Source organism: Mesorhizobium sp. WSM3864, assembly GCF_002294955.1.
Classification (GTDB): domain Bacteria; phylum Pseudomonadota; class Alphaproteobacteria; order Rhizobiales; family Rhizobiaceae; genus Mesorhizobium.
Genome location: NZ_NSGD01000038.1, coordinates 1 through 17,887, shown reverse-complemented (window position 1 = coordinate 17,887; position 17,887 = coordinate 1). Strand labels below are relative to the sequence as shown.

Here is a 17,887-nt window from a genome sequence, read left to right as displayed (position 1 = left end):
ACCAGGCTGGCGGAGATCTCGCCGTGCTTATGCCGTGGGGCAAAAACGGCTTTTATCCGGAGCATGATCAATAGCATTCTGGCCTGACAGCAGTCTAAAATGGGGCCGGACGCGGACCGGCTGCTGTTGGAGTCATGTAATGGATAACGGACATAAAAACGTAGGGAATCCACGAAGCCCTATTGCACATCCTGCAAGGGCTTGCTTCCCGCCCGTCAGGGCTCTGAACCTCGTCGTCATAGCCGATGCCGTTGCCAAACGCTTGCCGGGGTAGAGCCTAGACGGTCACCGGACGCTTACGGCTGCGAAGCTTCTTTCGAACCGGTCCACGACATCATCGACATCTGCCATCGCTAGGCAGAGCGGCGGGCACATCCGGATGACGTTCCGGTAGGGACCGGAGCGACTGGCGACGAGCCCGTTGCGGCGTGTCTCCTCGAAGACGGCTAGCGTCTCCTCTGGCGCCGGCTCTTTCGTCGCGCGGTTCTTGACCAGCTCGATTGCCAGCATCAGGCCACGGCCTCTGACGTCGCCGATGATCGAATGGCGTTCCTTCAAGTCCTCGAGCCGCGTCCTGAGCGCGCCACCGACAGCTCGCGCGTTCTCCTGCAGCCGCTCCTCCCGCATCACGTTGAGGACGGCCCTGCCGGCCGCGCAGGCGACAGGATTGGCACCATAGGTGTGGAACAGGAATTTGTCGGCCATCGATTCGGCAACGTCGCGTTTGGCGATGACTGCGCCGAGCGGGATGCCGTTGCCGACGCCCTTCGCCACCACCACGATATCAGGCTCCACGCCATGCGATTCAAAAGACCAGAACGCCTCGCCTGTGCGCCCGACGCCAGCCTGCACCTCGTCGATGATACAAAGCCCGCCCGCGGCGCGAACGCGCTCGAACGCGCCTGCAATATAGCCTTCGGGGATGGGAACGATGCCGCCATAGCCCTGCACTGGTTCGATGATCATGCCCGCCAGCCTGCCACTTGTCGAGGTCGCGATGGCCCGGTCGATTTCCTTCAGGTATGGCTCCACGCCTTCGCCGTGGACGCCGCGATACTGGTTCGGCTCGGGCACGAAGGTCACGCCGCCAAGCTGTGGGACGCAGTGGCGGAAGCCGGCTATACCTGTCACCGACTGCGCGCCGAATGTGGCGCCGTGATAGCTGGAGGCAAGCGCCAGCATGTCGATGTTGCCGGTATGCGAACGCGCCATCAGAAGCGCGAGGTCGATCGCTTCCGCACCGGAGTTGGTGAAATGGACGACCCACTCATGGCCGGCCGGCATCGTGCTGGCCAGTTCTTCGGCATATTGGGCCGGCACCGGATGGTAGAACATGGTGGTGCAGTGGGTGAGTTCCGCGACCTGTTCGCTCGCCGCCTTGACGACCTCCGGGTGGGCGTGTCCCACCGAAATGCAAAGGTTCATTCCAAGCAGGTCGATGTATTTCCTGTCCTGCTCATCCCATACATATTGTCCTCGGCCACGCTTGATGATCAGCGGATCTTTGTAGGGGACGAATTTGCGTTGGGAGGCGGAGTAGAAGCGGTTCCTGCGGTCGACGATAGCTTGCGTCGACCAGTCGGTCGCGAGCGATGAATGGGTATGAGGAGCGTTCATCTCTTGGCCTCCCGGATTGGATGGCAACAGGATAGAACATGGACGAGCGCCGAAGGCATCCGGCAAAATCCTCCATCAGGATAACTGATGCCGCCGATTAGCAGCTTCGGGGACCCGACGGGCGCAATACGCTGCGCCTCATGTTGAAGCGACGGATGGGTCCAAAGCGTAATGGTCCGGAGGCAGATCGGGCAGGCGCTCGTTTATCGTCTCTTTCAGCACCTCCGCAGTGCGCGCGGCAAAGGCCTCGGGCAGATCTCCCAGCTCGCGTTCACGCGCAACCAGGAGGATGTTGCGTGACAGGCTCGTAAACGGCAGCGGATGGATGTCGATTTCCATCCCCTCCGCAAGGCCGTCGATGAGCAGGGTCGGCGTCAGGATGGCAAAGCCCATACCCGCCGCCACGGGCGCCATCACGACGCTGGAACGGTCGCCCTCCATTGCCCGCGGCAATTCTATGCGCAACCGGCTGAGATGCTGGTCGACGCGCAAGCCGACCGGCGTCTCCCTCGAGAAGCGGACGAATGCGATTTTTTTAGAAAGCTTGGCGATGTCGCCGACATCGCCGGAAAAGCCCTTCGGCGTCACAAGCAGGAATTTTTCGGTCATGACCGGGTAGCGCGTCATTCCCTCGATCTCGAACAACTCGCCCGAGGTTACCGCAAGATCGGCGCGGCGGGCGCGAAGCAGCGCCACGTGGTCGGTGGCGAGTCCGGCAAAAAGGCTGAGTTCGGGAATGCCGAAATTTTTGCGCGCCAGCACGGAAAGCGCCGGTGCCAGCGTGGTGGCGATGGACGCCAGCAACGCCACCCTGAGCAGCGGCAGTGGCGCGGCGTTGATGCGGCGGGCGTCGGTGCGCAGCCCCTCGACTTCGGCCAGGATCGCGGTGGCCCGGCGGTGCAGCGCAATCCCCGCCTTGGTGAGTTCGATGGGCCTCAGATTGCGGTCGATCAGGCTAACGCCGAGGGCTGTTTCCAGGTTCTTGAGATGCTGCGAGGCGGCGGATTGGGTCATGCCGAGCATCTGCGCCGCCTGCGTCACATGCCGCGTTTCAACGACGGCAGCAAAAACCTCGATCGATCGAAAAAGGTTGAAGTCAAAGCTTCCGCTCTTCACCAGAGTTCCTTCTTGGGACCGTGCATAAGTTTTCCTAATGTTGCAGAAATCCCATTGAGCGCAAGCCTGCTTGGCGGGAAAGATCGCCCGTCTCGACCGCAAGGATATCGTATCGGTGCAGGAAAACGCTCGGATCGTAATCATAGGCGGCGGCGTGATCGGCTTGAGCGTCGCCTATCATCTTGCCGAGCTCGGCGCCACCGATGTCGTTCTCATCGAGCGCAACCAGTTGACGAGCGGCACCTCCTGGCACGCGGCCGGGATCGTGGGGCCGCTCAGGGCAACGCTCAACCTGACGCGACTGGCGCAATACGCGACCGAACTGTTCCCGAAGCTCGAAGCGTTGACTGGCCAGACCTCAGGTTACCGACAAACCGGAGGCGTCTGGCTGGCGCGCCGGGAAGAGCGGATGAGCGAGCTCAGACGGATCGCGCATATAGGGGACGTCTGCGGCCTTCGGGTGGAGATCGTCGGAGCGGATGTCGTCGGGGCCCGGGTTCCAGGAATCGCGCTGGACGGGCTCGTGGGGGCGCTCTGGGTCGAGGAAGACGGGCAGGCTAATCCCGTCGATATCTGCGCGGCCTACGCCAAGCGGGCACGCGCCGCCGGCATCCGGATCCTGGAAGGAACGGCCTGCCGCGGCTTCGTGATCGAGAAAGGCCGCGTCGCCGGCGTCAAGCTCGCCTCGGGCTTGGCGATCCGCTGCGAGACCGCGGTGAACTGCGCCGGCGCCTGGGCAAGGCAGATCGGCGCCATGGCTGGCGTGCCGGTGCCGCTGCAGGCGGCCGAGCACATGTATGTGGTGACCGAACCGGTCGCCGGGCTGCCCAATCCTTTCCCGATTGTGCGCGACCTGGACGAGGGCATCTACGTCAAGGGCGATTCCGGCAAGCTGGTGCTCGGCGGCTTCGAGCCGAATGCCAAGGCCCTTGACGTCACCGGCCCGGTCGGCGACAGGCCTTTTCTCGAATTGCCGGAAGACTGGGACCAGTTCGAACCCTTCATGTCGGCCGGGCTGCGGCTCTTTCCGGCGCTTGCCGAAACAGGCATCCGCCACTTCATGAACGGACCGGAGAGTTTCACCCCGGACACCCAGCCGCTGACGGGCGAATCGCCTTACCTCCGCGGCTTCTTCGTCGCCGCCGGTTTCAACTCGACGGGCATGATGTCGTCGGCCGGCGCCGGCAAGGCGATGGCCGAATGGATCGTCGACGGTGAGCCGGGTCTCGATCTGTGGCCGCTCGATATCGCGCGTTTCGACCGCAGCGCCGCGTCGCGCGGCTTCGTGCAGGCGCGCATGGAGGAATCGGTAGCCGACCTTTTCCGTATGCATTGGCCGTATAAACAATCCGAAGCCGGCCGTGGCCTGCGCCGTTCAGTGTGGCACGACATGCTCGGCGAAGCAGGGGCGGTGTTCGGCGCTCCGACCGGCTGGGAGCGGCCGCTCTGGTATGCCCGCAATGAAGCCGAGCGTGAGCCGCGATATACTTTCGGCAAGCAGCATTGGTGGCCGGCGGCTGAACGCGAGGCGGTCGCAATGGCAAACGGCATCGGACTGTTCGAGCTTTCCCCGTTTACTAAGCTTGATGTCAGCGGACGCGACGCGGTGAAATTGCTGCAACAGCTCGCGGCCAACGATGTCGACGTCGCGGAGGGCAGAGCGGTCTACACGCAAATGCTCAACCGGCATGGCGGGATCGAGGCCGATGTCACGATCACGCGCTGCGGAGAGGCGGCTTTCCGGATCGTCTCCGGCGCGGCGACCCGCCAGAAGGATTTCGCGTGGGTCGCCAGGCATGCCAGCGATCTCGGGCTCGACGCCTCGGTGTTCGACGCCACCTCGGCCGAAGCGGTCCTCGGCGTCATGGGGCCGCGTTCCCGCGAATTGCTGCAGCAACTGACGGACGCGGACTTGTCGGAAGCGGCCTTTCCCTTCTCGACCTCACGACGCATGGACGTCGGCATGGTCGATGTGCGGGCCACACGGGTCAGCTTCGTCGGCGAGCTTGGCTACGAGCTTTATGTTCCCGCCGAATGCGCTGAAAACCTGCTGTCGACCATCCGGGAAGCCGGCAAGGCGCATGATGCGGTCTTTTGCGGCCACTACGCGCTGGATGGTTGCCGGTTGGAAAAAGGCTATCGGCATTGGGGCAATGATGTCGGGCCGAAGGAGACGCCGATCGAGGCGGGATTGGGTTTTGCTGTCTCCTGGACGAAGGGCGGGTTCATCGGCCGTGAAGCCCTCGAAACGCGCAGGGCGAAGGGCTTTGGACGCCGCCTGCTGCATTTCGCCGTCGATGCCGCCAATCCGCTTCTGCTGCATGACGAGCCCATCTATCGGGACGGCAAGTTTGCCGGGCTCACCACTTCGGGCGGCTTCGGTTTTCGCACCGGATTGAGCCTCTGCCTCGGCTACGTCGCCTGCGATCCGGGCGAAACGAAACAGCAGCTCGCCGCTTCGGCTTATGAGATCGCGGTCGCCGGACAGCGCTTCGGCCTCAGGCTTCTCGAAGAACCACCCTACGATCCAACCGGCGGCAGAATGCGCGGCCAACAGGAGACATTATGAGACAGCATGCCCGCGTCGTCGTGATCGGCGGCGGCGCCATGGGGGTTTCCCTTCTCTATCATCTCGCCAAGCGCGGCTGGAACGACGCGATGCTTGTCGAGCGGCAGGAACTCACCGCGGGCTCGACCTGGCACGCCGCCGGGCTTTGCACACACTTCGCCCACAACGCTGCGATCATGGAGATGCGCGCTCATTCCGTGCGGCTCTACCGCGAGGTCCTGACGGCCGAAACCGGCCTGCCGACCGGCTTCCATGCAAGCGGCGCGCTGCGCGTGACGCGCTCGCCGGAGCGGATGGCCGAGTTTCGTCATGTGCAGGGCCTTGGCCGGTTCGTCGGCTACGACTTCAACATCCTGACGCCGGGCGAGCTGAAGAACATATACCCGATCTGCGTAACCGACGGCATACTGGGGGCCTTACATGAGCCGCATGACGGCCATGTCGATCCGACGTTGGCCACCAACGCGATGGCTGCGGGCGCGCGTTCGCGCGGCGCCGAGATCGTCCGGCACAATCCTGTGCTGTCGATGGAGCGCACCGGTTCGGGCGAATGGCTGGTCCGCACCGCGCAAGGCGATATCCGGGCGGAGCATCTGGTGAACGCCGCCGGCACCTGGTGCCGCGAGGTCGGCACGATGATGGGCATCGACCTGCCGGTGGTGCCGATGCTGCATCAATATGTCGTCACCGATACCGTGCCCGAAATTGCCGCGCGCATCGCGGCCGGCGAGAAGGAACTGCCCATCATCCGCGATCCGGAGGAAAGCTGGTACCTGCGGCAGGAGCGGGATGGCTACATCGTCGGGCCCTACGAGAAGGCGGCGCATCCCTGGGCGATCGACGGCGTGCCGCCTGAATTCGGCATGGAACTGCTGCCGCCGGATCTCGATCGCGTCGAGCATATCATCGCGTTAGCGATGGAACGTGTGCCGGCACTCGCCAGTGCCGGCATCAAGACCGTGGTCAATGGCCCGATCACCTTCACGCCGGACGCCAATCCGCTCGTAGGCCCCGCGTTCGGCCTCAAGAACGGCTGGCTTCTCACAGGATCCAGCATGGGCGTGATGGAAGGCGGCGGCGGCGGCGCCTTCCTCGCCGATTGGATCGTCGACGGCGAGCCGCCGCGCGATGCCCTGGCCATCGATCCCCGGCGCTTCGGCAACTATGCCGATCGTGATTACCGTGTCGACAAGGCGGTGGAATGTTTCGGCCTGCAATTCGGCGTCCATTACCCTTACGAGGAACGTGAGGCGGGGCGCCCGCGCCGCACCACGCCGGCGCTCGATATCCAGTTGTCGCAAGGCGCGGTGCTCGGCGCCGCCTATGGCTGGGAGCGGACCAACTGGTTCGCGACAGCGGGCATTGATCGCGATCCGCCGCTGACCTTCAAACGCCCGGGCTGGCTGGGTGCCGTAAAGGGGGAATGCCTTGCCGTCCGTGACAGCGCGGGTGTCATCGATCTTTCGGCCCTCTCGAAATTCGAGGTCAGCGGGCCGGGCGCCGAAGCCTTCATGGCTTCATTGGGCGCCAACACGCCGCCATCGCGCCTCGGCCGCATCGGTCTCATCCACGTTCTGACGGAGAAAGGCGGTGTCGCGTCCGAGTTCACGGTCACGCGGCTCGAGCAACACCGTTTCTATCTGACCAGCGCGGCTCTGGCCGAACGGCATGACGAAGACCTGCTTCGCGCCCGGTCGGCGTCTTTTCCCGGTGTCGTTGTCGAGAACATCACCGAGAGGCGCGGTGTGCTGGGCATCATGGGCCCGAAAGCGGCCGAGATTCTGCAGGCGATCAGCGAGATCGATCTCTCGAACGCGGCTTTCCCTTGGCTATCGGCGCAGACGATCAGGATCGCGGGCATCAAGGTGACGGCGCTTCGGGTGTCCTACGCAGGCGAGCCGGGATGGGAAGTGCATGTCCAGCTCGCGCAGTTCCGGCGGCTCTACGAGATGATCGTCAAGGCGGGCGCGAAGCATGGCCTGCGTCCCTTCGGCGTGTATGCCTTGAACTTCATGCGGCTGGAGAAGGGCTATCGCGGCTGGGGCGCGGACCTCACGACCGAGCGCACGCCGCTCGAGTCCGGGCTGAGCGCCCTGGTCAAGGCGGACGGTCGTCTCTTCATCGGCCGTGAGGCGATGCTCGAACGCCAGAAGGCACACCCCTGGCGCATGGCGCTGCTGCAGATCGAGGATGATGGCGAACGGCTCCCGTTCTACAGTCACGCCGTCCTCCGTGAGGGGCGGCCGGTCGGCGTCGTCACCAGCGGCGGTTACGGCTTCCGCACCAACAAGGTGCTGGCGCTCGCCTATCTCAGGCCGGGGATCTCTGAACGCGAGTTCGGCGTCTCTATCCTGGGCAAGGAGCTCGCGGCGCGCGAACTGCAGGAAGCCCCTTACGATCCGCGAAATCTGCGGTTGCGCGGGCTGGACCATTTGCAGCCCGCCGCATCCGTCTGAACGTCTGGAGGCAAACATGCAAGATGTCGTCACACCTGCCGAAGCCGCATCCCCAGCGCGCTCCCGTGGCCGCGCCGCGCGCCTCGTGAAACGCGGCGCGCAGGAACCGCGCCGTCCATATCTCTGCCGCAGGATCGGCACGTTCAATATCCTCGATGAGGAGGGGCTCAGCCTGATCGAGGCCAATGCCGACCGACTGCTCAAGGAGGTCGGCATGGAGTTCCATGACGACCCGGAAATCCTCGACCTCTTCCGCGTCGCCGGAGCCGATGTGAAGGGAACGCGCGTGCGCTTTGAGCCCGGCATGTGCCGCAAGCTTGTCCAGGCGACGGCGCCCAAGCAATTCAAGCAGCATGCCCGCAACCCGGCCAATACCGTCGTGATCGGCGGCGACAACACGGTGCTTTGCCCATCGTGGGGGCCGCCTTTCGTGCATGATCTCGACCGCGGCCGTCGCTATGCGACGCTGAACGACTTCCGCGACCTGGTGCGGATCCATCAAATGATCCCCTACCTGCATCATTCCGGCGGCGTGGTCTGTGAACCGGTCGATCTTCCGGCGAACAAGCGCCATCTCGACATGCTCTACACGCATGTGCGCTATTCCGACCGGCCTTTCATGGGAGCGTTCATCGGCTCCATGCGGGCGCAGGATGCGGTCGACATCGCCAAGATCGTTTTCGGCGAAGCGTTCGTTGCAAACAATGCCGTGCTCTACAACGTCAGCAACACCAACGCGCCGCTGGTGTTAGATGCCAATATGTCGGGGTCGCTCAAGGTCTATGCGCGCAGCAACCAGCCGGTCGCCTGCACGCCATGGACGCTGGCCGGCGCTATGAGCCCCTGCACCGTCGCCGGCACGCTGGCGCAAGTGCTGGCCGAGGCGCTTGCGTGTCTTGCTCTTGTCCAGCTCATCAATCCGGGAGCGCCCTGTCTGATGGGGAGCTTCGCCAGCACCATCTCCATGCAGAGCGGCGCACCGACCTTCGGCACGCCGGAGGCGGCAAAGATGGTTCTGGCGGCCGGCCAGCTGGCGCGAAGGGTTGGCGTTCCGTTCCATACCGTCGGCACGCTCTCGGCATCCAAGCTGCCCGACGCGCAGGCGGAGCAGGAAGGGACCTGGGGCTTGCTGATGTCGCTTCTCGCCGGCGCCAACGTCATCAACCACGCGACGGGATGGCTGGAGGGAGGGCTCGTCACCGGCTTCGAAAAGACCATCATCGACGCCGACCTGTGCGGCAAGGTGATGAGCCTGTTCGAGGGCATCGATCTGTCGGTGAATGCGCAGGCGATGGATGCCATCGAGGAAGTCGGGCCGGGGTCGCATTTCCTCGGCAGCGCCCATACGCAGTCGAACTTTCTGTCGGCCTTCTACCGATCGACGATCAGCGACAACAATTCGTTCGAGCAGTGGAGTTCCGAAGGCGGACTGGACGCCGCCCAGCGCGCCAACCGCCAGTGGAAGAAGCTTTTGAGCGATTATGCGGACCCGGGCCTCGATCCCGCGATCGACGAAGAATTGCGGGGCTTCATTGCCAGGCGCAAGGAGAGCATGCCCGACCAGGACTATTTCTGAGCGGCAGGCAATCGCTATTTAACATTTGGGCCGGCCGGCGGCGCCTGGTTCCGGGTTTGGTCGGCGCAAACTCCTTGAGAGCATCGGCCCAAATCGGGCATCTACTTAGTTCTTCCCTGCACGATACGATCGATGATCATGGCGCAGAGAAGAATAGCGAAGCCCGCGAGCAGTCCCTGCCCGACGGCCGCATATTGAAGGGCGTTGAGGACATCTTCTCCTAGCCCCTTGGCGCCGATCAGGGAAGCGATGACCACCATCGAAAGGCACATCAGAATCGTCTGGTTTATGCCGGCCATGATGGAAGGCATTGCGAGCGGGAGGTCGACCCGCGTTAAGAGGAACCATCTCGTAGCGCCGTAGGCTTGAGCGGCCTCTCTTATGGCGGGCGAGACGCCCTGCAGGCCGAGTGCGGTCAAGCGCACGACCGGCGGCGTGCCGAAAATCAGCGTCGCGATGACGCCCGGCGGCTTGCCGATGCCGAACAGCGCGATCACCGGGATCAGATAGACGAATGCCGGCATGGTTTGCATGAAGTCGAGCACCGGCCGCACGGCGGCGTATATGCGCGGCCGGCGTCCGCACCATATCCCAAGCGGGATTCCGATCGCGAGGCAGAGAATGGCCGATGTTCCCAGCAGGGCGACCGTTTCCAGGCTCTTTTCCCAAAACCCGAGCACGGCAAGATAGGCGAGCGCGGCGGCGGTGAAGATGGCGACGCGTGGCCCGGCCAGTTGCCAGGCAAGGGCGAGAATGATCGCCATAGTCACTGGCCAGGGCATACCCGTCAGCCCATAGGCCAAGCCGTCGAGCACCAACGATATTGCGCCCGTGATGCCGCCAAAGAAGCCGTCACCGAGATGCGATATCGCCCCCATCAGGCTGTCCAGCCACGATGACAAGGCGGCCTGCCACTCGCGGTTCGAGGGCGCAGCGGTCAGCCAGACGGCTGGTGTCGGTGCGGCGAAGCGATAAGCCGAAAGCCCGTAAGCCGCGATACAGAAGGCAAGAGCGCATAGCGCCAGCGGGTAGTTGAGCCCGCGCTGAAGCGTCGGCTTCGAACGCCAGCGCGCGAAGCGTCGCTCGAGCATCCGATTGGCCAGGAAACCAGCGATCAGCCTGGCGAGGAGCAAAGTGACGACGCCGGACACAATCACACGCGGCGCCTTTGCCTTTGCCGCCTCAGCCTGGAGCATGGCGTTGTTGGCAGCTTTCTCCAGAGCGGCCGCTGATGATTTCAGTCCTGTCGCATTGTCCGCCCCCGCCGCCTCGGCGGCCCTCGCCTGTTCGGCGCGCGCCTGTGCCTGCTTGGTGACGCGCTCGGCTCGTGCTTGCTCGGCCGCGCCGAGGTTACCCGCCGCACCGACGCCGATCTGAACCACCGCAAGCGTCTCCAGGAAGAAGGTGAGCCAGAACAGCAACGTGAGGCTTCGGGCTGCGGCCCACACCGGCCCAAGCAGCGCGGCCGCCAGGTTGAACGGCCAGACGGGACCGGAAGCCCGCCGAATGCGGGCGAACACCTGGGCGTAATAAGCAGGGTTGCGGACGACGAATTCCCGGACCAGCCCGTCCTCTGCCGGTTGAGCGTCTTCTATCGACCGCATGGCGACCGGATCATGGGCGTTCACGGGTCTCGCCCTTTCGCAAACCGTCGAGCAGGATCTGCCTGTCAATGACACCGACGACAGACCCACCGGTATCCGTCACAGCGAGCGGTGCGGCATCCTGTGCCGCGAGTTCGACGAGTTCGGCGAGCGGTTCTCGGGAACCGACCCTGCGCAACCGCTCGACATCCAGCTCTGGACGATGACGGCTTCTGAAATTCTCGACCGGCTCCATGATGCGCCCGGCGGTGATCACCTTCAGGCGCGAAATGTCGGCGACGAATTTCGCAACATAGTCATGCTTCGGCGATGTGACGATCTCCTCCGGCGTGTCTGTCTGGACGATGACGCCGTCTTTCATGATCGCGATGCGATCGCCGATCCGGATCGCCTCGTCCAGATCATGGGTTATGAAGATCACCGTCTTGCCCATCGAGCGCGAAAGGGCCAGGAACTCGTCCTGCAGCTGCCGCCTGATCAGCGGATCGAGCGCGCTGAATGGCTCATCCATCAGCAGGATCGCCGGATCGGCAGCCAAGGCGCGGGCGAGTCCGACGCGCTGCTGCATGCCGCCCGATAGTTCGTGACAGTAACGGTCCCCCCAGCCCGACAGGTTCACCTTGGCAAGCGCCGCCTCGGCGGCATCGAATCTCCGCTGTTTGTTTGCAGCTTGGATCTCCAGCGGAAGCGCGACGTTGTCGCGCACGGTCCGATGCGGAAGCAGACCGAAGCTCTGGAACACCATGGCTATCTTGCGGGACCGCAATGCCCTCAACTCATCGGGCGACTTGGCCATGACGTTTTCGCCATCGACGAAAATCTCGCCGGCGGACGGCTCGAGCAGGCGGTTTATATGGCGGATCAATGTCGATTTGCCACTGCCCGACAGGCCCATGACGCAGAAGATTTCGCCCGGCCGAACGGCGATGTTGACATCGGCCACGCCCACGACACAGCCGAAGCGCCTGGCGGCTTCGTCCTTGTCGAGGCCGTCGCGCAGAATCGCCGCCATCGCCTCCGGCGCGCTGGCGCCAAAGATTTTCCAGACGCCCTTCATGATGATGGCGGCAGCGTCGGTTGCTGCGTCTGCGCGGGCCGGCAAGCCGGCTCCGCCCGATGCGCTGACCGCGTCCACCGCTACAGCTCCCGCCCGATCACGGACTTGAGCGGCCGGGCGACGATGCAGGCCCGTTCAGAGCCTGCAATCACCGTTCTGAACTTCAATGACCGAACCACTTCGCCACCTCATCGGGGTGGGCTTTGATCCAATCCTTCGCCACATCGTCCGCCGGCTTCTTATTGACGATGATTGCGTAGGCCCACTTGCTGATGTCGTCCGGATTGAATGTAATCCGATCCAGAGCGGCGGTCAGCTCCGGTTGCCGCTGCGCCAGCGAAGCAGCATAGGCAATGTGCACTGTCGTGTCAGCATAAGCGGACGACACTTTCGATTTCTCGAACCATTGAGGATCCTCGCTCGGCTGCAGCATCACGAACTTGGCTGGGTCGTGTTTCGGTTCGGAAAGGAAGGCAAGTTTGTAGCGGGCGAAATTCTGGTGCGGACCGTAGCAGTATCCGACCCATGGCTTGTCGGCCTTCGCGGCGCGGTCAAGCGAGGCGGCAGCCACCGCTTCGTCGGTCACCTGCAGATCGAAGAAATCGGCGAAGCCATAGTCGCGGGCCCGCACCTTTTCGATGTTGGTCGACTGCCAGCCTGACGCGCCGATCCATATCTCACCTTTGCCGTCGCCATTGGTATCGAAGATCTTGGCGTTATCCGGGTCGGCGAGATCCGCGACGTCCTTGATCCCGTATTTGTCGACCGTGACCTGCGTTACGCAGTAGCCTTGCTTGGCTTCGTAGCCATTCTGCGCGAGTTTTACCGTGCCCGCGCTCTTGACGTATTTGTCGACGAGGCCCTGCTGGTTCGGGAGCCAGACGTCCGGCCAGATATCGACCTCCCCCTTGTTGCGGTCCATCGCTTCCCAAATGACCGGGACGGCGGTGGTGGTGACGGTGGAAATATCAAGTCCGAGCTCCTGCTCGGCGGCGTTCTTGATCACGTTCATGACCGCCGTCGCAGTGGCGTAATTCGGGTCCGGCATGGTGACGTCCGCAGCCGACGCCGATGCGATCGGCGCAAGCAGCAGCATGCCAAGAGCCGGTGCAAGAAGATGATGTTTCATGGTGTTCCCCAGTCGAGTTGCGCTGATTTTTTTCAGTCTATTCGTCAGGTTAGCGGAACGTGCAGGCAATCCATCCCAAATTGTGCCGCATTAGCAAAAACGATGAAGCGCATAAGGCGGCTGTTTTGAGCAACGGCGCCTAACCGGTCGCCAAGGCGCGCGCCGCTCTGATCAGGCCGTCACGTAAACACTCCCGGCCTCGACCGTGACTGGGAACGTCCGCGCGCGAACGGACGGGTTGACCAGGGCCGCACCCGTCTGGATGTCGAACTCCCACCCATGCCAGGCGCAGCGAACGATTTCGTTCTCACGGTGGTAGATGAATTCGGGTCCCTCGACGGGAGCGGTCGTTCCGCATTGCGGCCCTTCGCAAAGCGGAGCGCCTCGGTGAGGACAAACATTCAGCAGCGCATGGAAACTATCGCCGATCCGGAACACGCCGATCGACAGGCTGCGCACCTTGGCGATGAATGGCGTCCCGACCTGGATCTCGTCGGCGCGACAAATATACGTCTTCTCAGCCATTTGGGTCCTCGTCACGCTGCCGCGGCGGCTTGCGGGCGGGGGATCCGCTTGTAGACATCGAGCGCATTCTGGCCGAGCACCTTGCCGCGCCATTCCGGCGGGATGTGCAGCGTGTTGACGTCATCGTAATCCCAATGCGGGTAGTCGGACGCAAACAGCAGCGTGTTCTCCCCGTCCATCGCCTCCAGGATCGCCCAGAGGTGTTTGACGTTCGACGGTTGCTCCAACGGCTGCGTGGAGAAGCGTATGTTGCGTCGACAATATTCCGACGGCAGCATCTTCAGCCATGGCGTCTCCTTGCGCAGGGCTTTGTAGTCGGCGTCAAGTCGCCAGAGCACCGACGGCACCCAGGCGATGCCGCACTCGATGACGACAAAGTAAAGATCCGGCCATTTTTCGAACACACCATGCGCGATCATGCTCGCGACATGCGACATGGCCGACATGTGCAGGATCGCATGGGTCTCCCAGAAGAAAGTGGTGGGCGCGGGCGCGACGGCATTCCAGTTGATGCCGCCATGCCCGCCAAGATGTATGGCGAACGGCAAGCCGACCTCGGCACAGGCCTCGAAGATCGGGTGATAGAACGGATCGCCATACGGCCGCACCGAGCCTTGGGAGGCCAGAACTTGCACCATCCGGGGATGCGCACCGAGCCGCCGGATCTCCGCCGCCGCAAGGCGTGGGTCCTGCGGCGCGATGACGATGGATCCCATCAAGCGGCTGTCTTTCGGCAGCCATTCATTGATCTGATAGTCGTTATAGGCGCTCACCAGCGCGCTGGCGTAATAGGGATTTGCCAGCGTCGAGGCCTCGATCGGCTCGTCGCCAGTCAGGATTGCCACTCCGATATTGTATTTATCGAGGTGCTTCTCCTTCATGATCAGGTAATTGTCCGCCTCGACCTTCGGGCGCACATCCTTGCGGGAGAAATCCTGCGGATGAAACCAGGGGCGATGGCCGTGCGGAAAGGCGCCGACGGGGCCGGTCTTCTCGCCTTCTATGAACATGTCTTTCCAGACGCCGGACAGGTAGGGCTCCAGCACCGTCGCGCTGGACCAGTAATTGTGGCAATCGCAATCGACTATGAACACTTGTCCCTCTTTGATGATGCGGGCGCCGCTGAACGCCCCTGGGTTGCTTGCATCGAACTTCCGCCTTGTCGGTGTTTGGATCAAGCGTATGATCGGGCGCATACGATCGTAAAAATCGATTGGCTGGCCCATGCAACTGGAACAGGTCGAAACCTTTCTGGACATCATCGAATCGCGGAACTTCAACCGGTCGGCGGAGCGCCTCGGACTGACGCAATCGACGGTCAGCACCCGCATCAAGAACCTGGAAGCCGCCGTTGGATCCGAGCTCTTCCACCGCGGCCGCGCCGGTGCCGAGCCGACGGCGGCAGGGCGGCGGTTTGAGGCCTATGCGCGGTCGATGCTGTCGACCTGGTTCCAGGCGCGTCACGATGTGCGCGCCTTCAACAGGTTCGAGGGGAGCCTACGGGTCGCTGCCCAGGTCGGGATGACCCGCTCGATCCTGCCTGGTTGGCTGGAAATGCTGTTGCAAGTCTTGCCCCGGTCCTCGATCCACGTCGAATCCGATTATTCGCCGCAGATGATATCGGATCTAAGCCTGGGAAACCTTGATATTGCCGTTGTTTACGCTCCGCGCTACCTGCCCGAGATCACGTATGACCAGCTCATGGTCGAAGAATATGTGATGGTATCGACCACGGCGCGAAGGCTTTGCGATGTAAGCCCCGAAAGTTACATCCGGCCGGGTTACACGGTGGCGCTCGAGAAGGCTCATGCCGAGGCGCTGCCAAACCTGACTGCGTGCCGGCTTTCGATGGGCTCCGAGACGCTTGCGGACAATATGCTGCGGCGGGCCGGCGGCACATGCTACATGCGCGCCGACGATGCGCGACGCTTCGCCGCCGAGCGCCCCTCCCACATCGTGGAAGAAGCTCCAACTCTGCATCAGCCCGTCTACACGGCGGTCCTCGCACGACGCCGACATGAGCCGATCATTAAGAAAGGCGTCCGCGCGCTTCACCTCGCCGTAATGTCGCTGGAGGGTTGATCGATAAAATCGATCGTAAGTACCTGTAGCTCCTTCTGTATCGAACTCAGGTCTGCTGGCAATCTCGGCTCTCAAACGCGAGCCATATGATGAACGCCTTCAGTTCCTTTGCCTCTTCCTGTCGATCGGACATGTCGAAGGGTCGCCTCACGTTGGTCTGCCGCCACATCATTCAGGAGACGCACGACGTAAAGACCTTCGTCTTCTCCCCAAAGAGCGGCCAGGCAAGCCAGTTCAAAGCTGGCCAGTTCATCATGCTGAATCTGGTGATCGACGGCGCTCCGGTCGCACGCAACTACTCGATCTCTTCACCGCCCACGCGGCCGGATGACATGAGGATAACGGTCAAGCGCGTCCCCGGCGGCCTCGCTTCCAATTGGCTGCACGACAATCTCGCACGGGGAAGCGAAATAGATGTTGATGGCCCGTCCGGCGCTTTCAACTGGGACGACCTGCCGAGTGACCGGCCGCTTTTCCTCTCCGGCGGCAGCGGCATAACGCCGGTTATGTCGATGCTGCGAACGCTCGCTGACAGTGGTTCCGACAAGGATGTCTGCTTCATCCATAGCGCTCGCTCGCCGAAGGACATCATCTTCCGTGAGGAGCTTGACGCCCTGGCTCGCGACCACAGCAATTTTCATATCCATCTCATCTGCGCCGAAGCCGAAGATGGGTGGCCCGGTCCGGTCGGCCTGGTCGATGAGTCGGTGCTGTTGAGGCTTGCCCCCGATATTCGGGAGCGCAGCGTTTATACGTGCGGGCCCGAGCCCTACATGAAGGCGATCCGCGGCGCCCTCCACAGCATCGGCTTGGATCCTGATCGGTACCATGAGGAGAGTTTTGGCGGCGGCTTCGTAAATTCGATTTTGTCCGCGGATGAACCCGCCTCAGTGCACTTCGTAGAATCGGGTATAAATCATCGGTGCGCCTCGAAGCAGACTCTGCTTGAAATCGCCCGCAGCGTTGGTGTGTATCTCCCCACCGCATGTCAGCAGGGAGTCTGTGGAACCTGCCGTGTGCTCAAGCTTAGTGGCGATGTGGAAATGCTTGATCTCGGCGGCCTCAGCGCAGAGGAAAAGGCCCTGGGATACGTGCTCGCCTGCTGCGCCCGTCCGCTGGGGGGGGTTACCTTGGACTTATAGCAGAGTCAGAAACCCTCTTACAAAGAGCTGCCGGTCATGGTTTGTGACGCAATAGCGGATCAATCGGGGCTCCCCAATAGGCTTCGATTCCCTGCAGATTAACGGCGGTGGGCAATCTGAACGGTTTTCTTAAGCGCCAGCAGCTGCTTAGCAAAGTCCGCTCGCTGGAAGCGGCAGAGTTCGCTCAGCATGACCGGTTAGAGGCGCAAAGTTGCCATTCCGCTTCGGGGCCGAAAGCGGACAGGCAGGTTCCAGGCGTGAATTTTTCCGCGGACGCTCCAGTCTCGGATCATCATCTACGATCGCTACAATGGGTCTTGGCTTTTTCACTCTCAGCCCTCTCTCGCTCTGCGCGAGTGGCTAATCGGTATCTTCAATTTCTCAGCGAGACTAGGTCGGCAAGTGAGGCCGCTGCCATTTTCGTCGCGAACTCCTGGCCCTCTAGCCGCTAACAGGCAACGGATCACGAGCTGCTGTTTTGACGTGATTGGAATACCAAGCCGCTGACTTGCGTTTAATCAAAGAGCACGAGGCGAATCCGAACGGAGGACGTTCGATGCATGCTGGCTTCTCACAAAACTTGATCATAGCTGGATTGGGAGCCCTCATAGTCAGCTGCGCTGGCGTTCCAGCTCAGAAAATGGTTCCCACAAGCGGTTACGGCCCCAACCCTACCCTGCCGAAACCGACACCCACGCTGATTCCGACCGTCAACGTCGCGGAAGCAACAGGCTGGCAGAAAGGTGATATGCCGACCCCGGCGAAGGGCCTCAGGGTGACGGCGTTCGCCACCGGCCTCGACCATCCGCGCTGGCTGCACGTGCTCCCCAACGGAGATGTGCTTGTCGCCGAAACCAATGCACCTGCCAAACATGACGACGGCTTCAGCCTCAGAAAGCTTTTCATGAACCAGGCCATGAAGCGAGCCGGCGCTGCGACCATCAGCGCTAACCGCATCACGCTCCTGCGCGACACCAATGGCGACGGCGTTGCGGATGTGCGCAGAATTTTCGT

At 62.6% G+C, this 17,887-nt stretch carries 12 protein-coding genes and 1 pseudogene; 6 read left to right on the top strand and 7 right to left on the bottom strand.

The genetic code is table 11. The features are described 5' to 3' along the window. Positions 1-285: 285 nt before the first annotated feature. Both CK215_RS29920 and CK215_RS29915 read right to left on the bottom strand, forming a co-directional pair. Positions 286-1,617 (bottom strand): aspartate aminotransferase family protein, encoded by a 1,332-nt coding sequence (locus CK215_RS29920; protein WP_095833070.1) that lies wholly within the window; start codon positions 1,615-1,617, stop codon positions 286-288. A gap of 138 nt (positions 1,618-1,755) precedes the next feature. After that, entirely contained in the window at positions 1,756-2,733 is a 978-nt protein-coding gene (locus tag CK215_RS29915; protein ID WP_170950442.1) for a LysR family transcriptional regulator, read from the bottom strand. Between the two features lie 70 nt (positions 2,734-2,803). Between CK215_RS29915 and CK215_RS29910 the strand changes: the two genes are divergently transcribed. The 3 genes from CK215_RS29910 to CK215_RS29900 are packed head-to-tail and all read left to right on the top strand — an operon-like array spanning position 2,804 to position 9,334. Continuing rightward, positions 2,804-5,302, top strand: a complete 2,499-nt coding sequence (locus CK215_RS29910) for an FAD-dependent oxidoreductase (protein ID WP_210201705.1) — start codon at positions 2,804-2,806, stop codon at positions 5,300-5,302. Further along, positions 5,299-7,758 (top strand): FAD-dependent oxidoreductase, encoded by a 2,460-nt coding sequence (locus CK215_RS29905; protein WP_095833068.1) that lies wholly within the window; start codon positions 5,299-5,301, stop codon positions 7,756-7,758. The genes CK215_RS29910 and CK215_RS29905 overlap by 4 nt, the downstream gene beginning before the upstream one ends. 16 nt (positions 7,759-7,774) lie before the next feature. Further along, positions 7,775-9,334, top strand: a complete 1,560-nt coding sequence (locus CK215_RS29900) for a trimethylamine methyltransferase family protein (RefSeq protein ID WP_095833067.1) — start codon at positions 7,775-7,777, stop codon at positions 9,332-9,334. A 101-nt stretch (positions 9,335-9,435) separates the two neighbouring features. On the opposite strand, the gene CK215_RS29895 is transcribed toward CK215_RS29900, so the two are convergent. The 5 genes from CK215_RS29895 to CK215_RS29875 form a co-directional block, all read right to left on the bottom strand. Next, positions 9,436-10,962, bottom strand: coding sequence for an ABC transporter permease subunit (locus tag CK215_RS29895; protein ID WP_210201704.1), 1,527 nt, complete (start codon positions 10,960-10,962; stop codon positions 9,436-9,438). Next, the gene (locus CK215_RS29890; RefSeq protein ID WP_348628621.1) at positions 10,949-12,073 is read right to left on the bottom strand and encodes a betaine/proline/choline family ABC transporter ATP-binding protein; all 1,125 of its coding nucleotides are present in this window, start codon (positions 12,071-12,073) and stop codon (positions 10,949-10,951) included. The genes CK215_RS29895 and CK215_RS29890 overlap by 14 nt, the downstream gene beginning before the upstream one ends. An 85-nt stretch (positions 12,074-12,158) precedes the next feature. After that, positions 12,159-13,124, bottom strand: coding sequence for a glycine betaine ABC transporter substrate-binding protein (locus CK215_RS29885; protein ID WP_095833066.1), 966 nt, complete (start codon positions 13,122-13,124; stop codon positions 12,159-12,161). 171 nt (positions 13,125-13,295) lie between these two features. Beyond that, a complete protein-coding gene (locus tag CK215_RS29880) occupies positions 13,296-13,649 on the bottom strand; it encodes a Rieske (2Fe-2S) protein (RefSeq protein WP_095833072.1) in 354 nt (117 codons plus the stop codon). An 11-nt stretch (positions 13,650-13,660) separates the two neighbouring features. Then, positions 13,661-14,743 carry an amidohydrolase family protein gene (locus CK215_RS29875; RefSeq protein WP_095833071.1) on the bottom strand — a complete coding sequence of 361 codons (1,083 nt, stop codon included), beginning with the start codon at positions 14,741-14,743 and terminating at the stop codon, positions 13,661-13,663. A gap of 130 nt (positions 14,744-14,873) precedes the next feature. Between CK215_RS29875 and CK215_RS29870 the strand changes: the two genes are divergently transcribed. From CK215_RS29870 to CK215_RS29860, 3 genes and pseudogenes are all read left to right on the top strand, one after another. Further along, positions 14,874-15,731 carry a LysR family transcriptional regulator gene (locus tag CK215_RS29870; protein WP_095833065.1) on the top strand — a complete coding sequence of 286 codons (858 nt, stop codon included), beginning with the start codon at positions 14,874-14,876 and terminating at the stop codon, positions 15,729-15,731. A gap of 86 nt (positions 15,732-15,817) precedes the next feature. Beyond that, entirely contained in the window at positions 15,818-16,873 is a 1,056-nt protein-coding gene (locus tag CK215_RS29865) for a hybrid-cluster NAD(P)-dependent oxidoreductase (RefSeq protein ID WP_095833064.1), read from the top strand. A 556-nt stretch (positions 16,874-17,429) separates the two neighbouring features. Then, positions 17,430-17,887: pseudogene (locus CK215_RS29860) on the top strand (sorbosone dehydrogenase family protein); the annotation flags it as partial.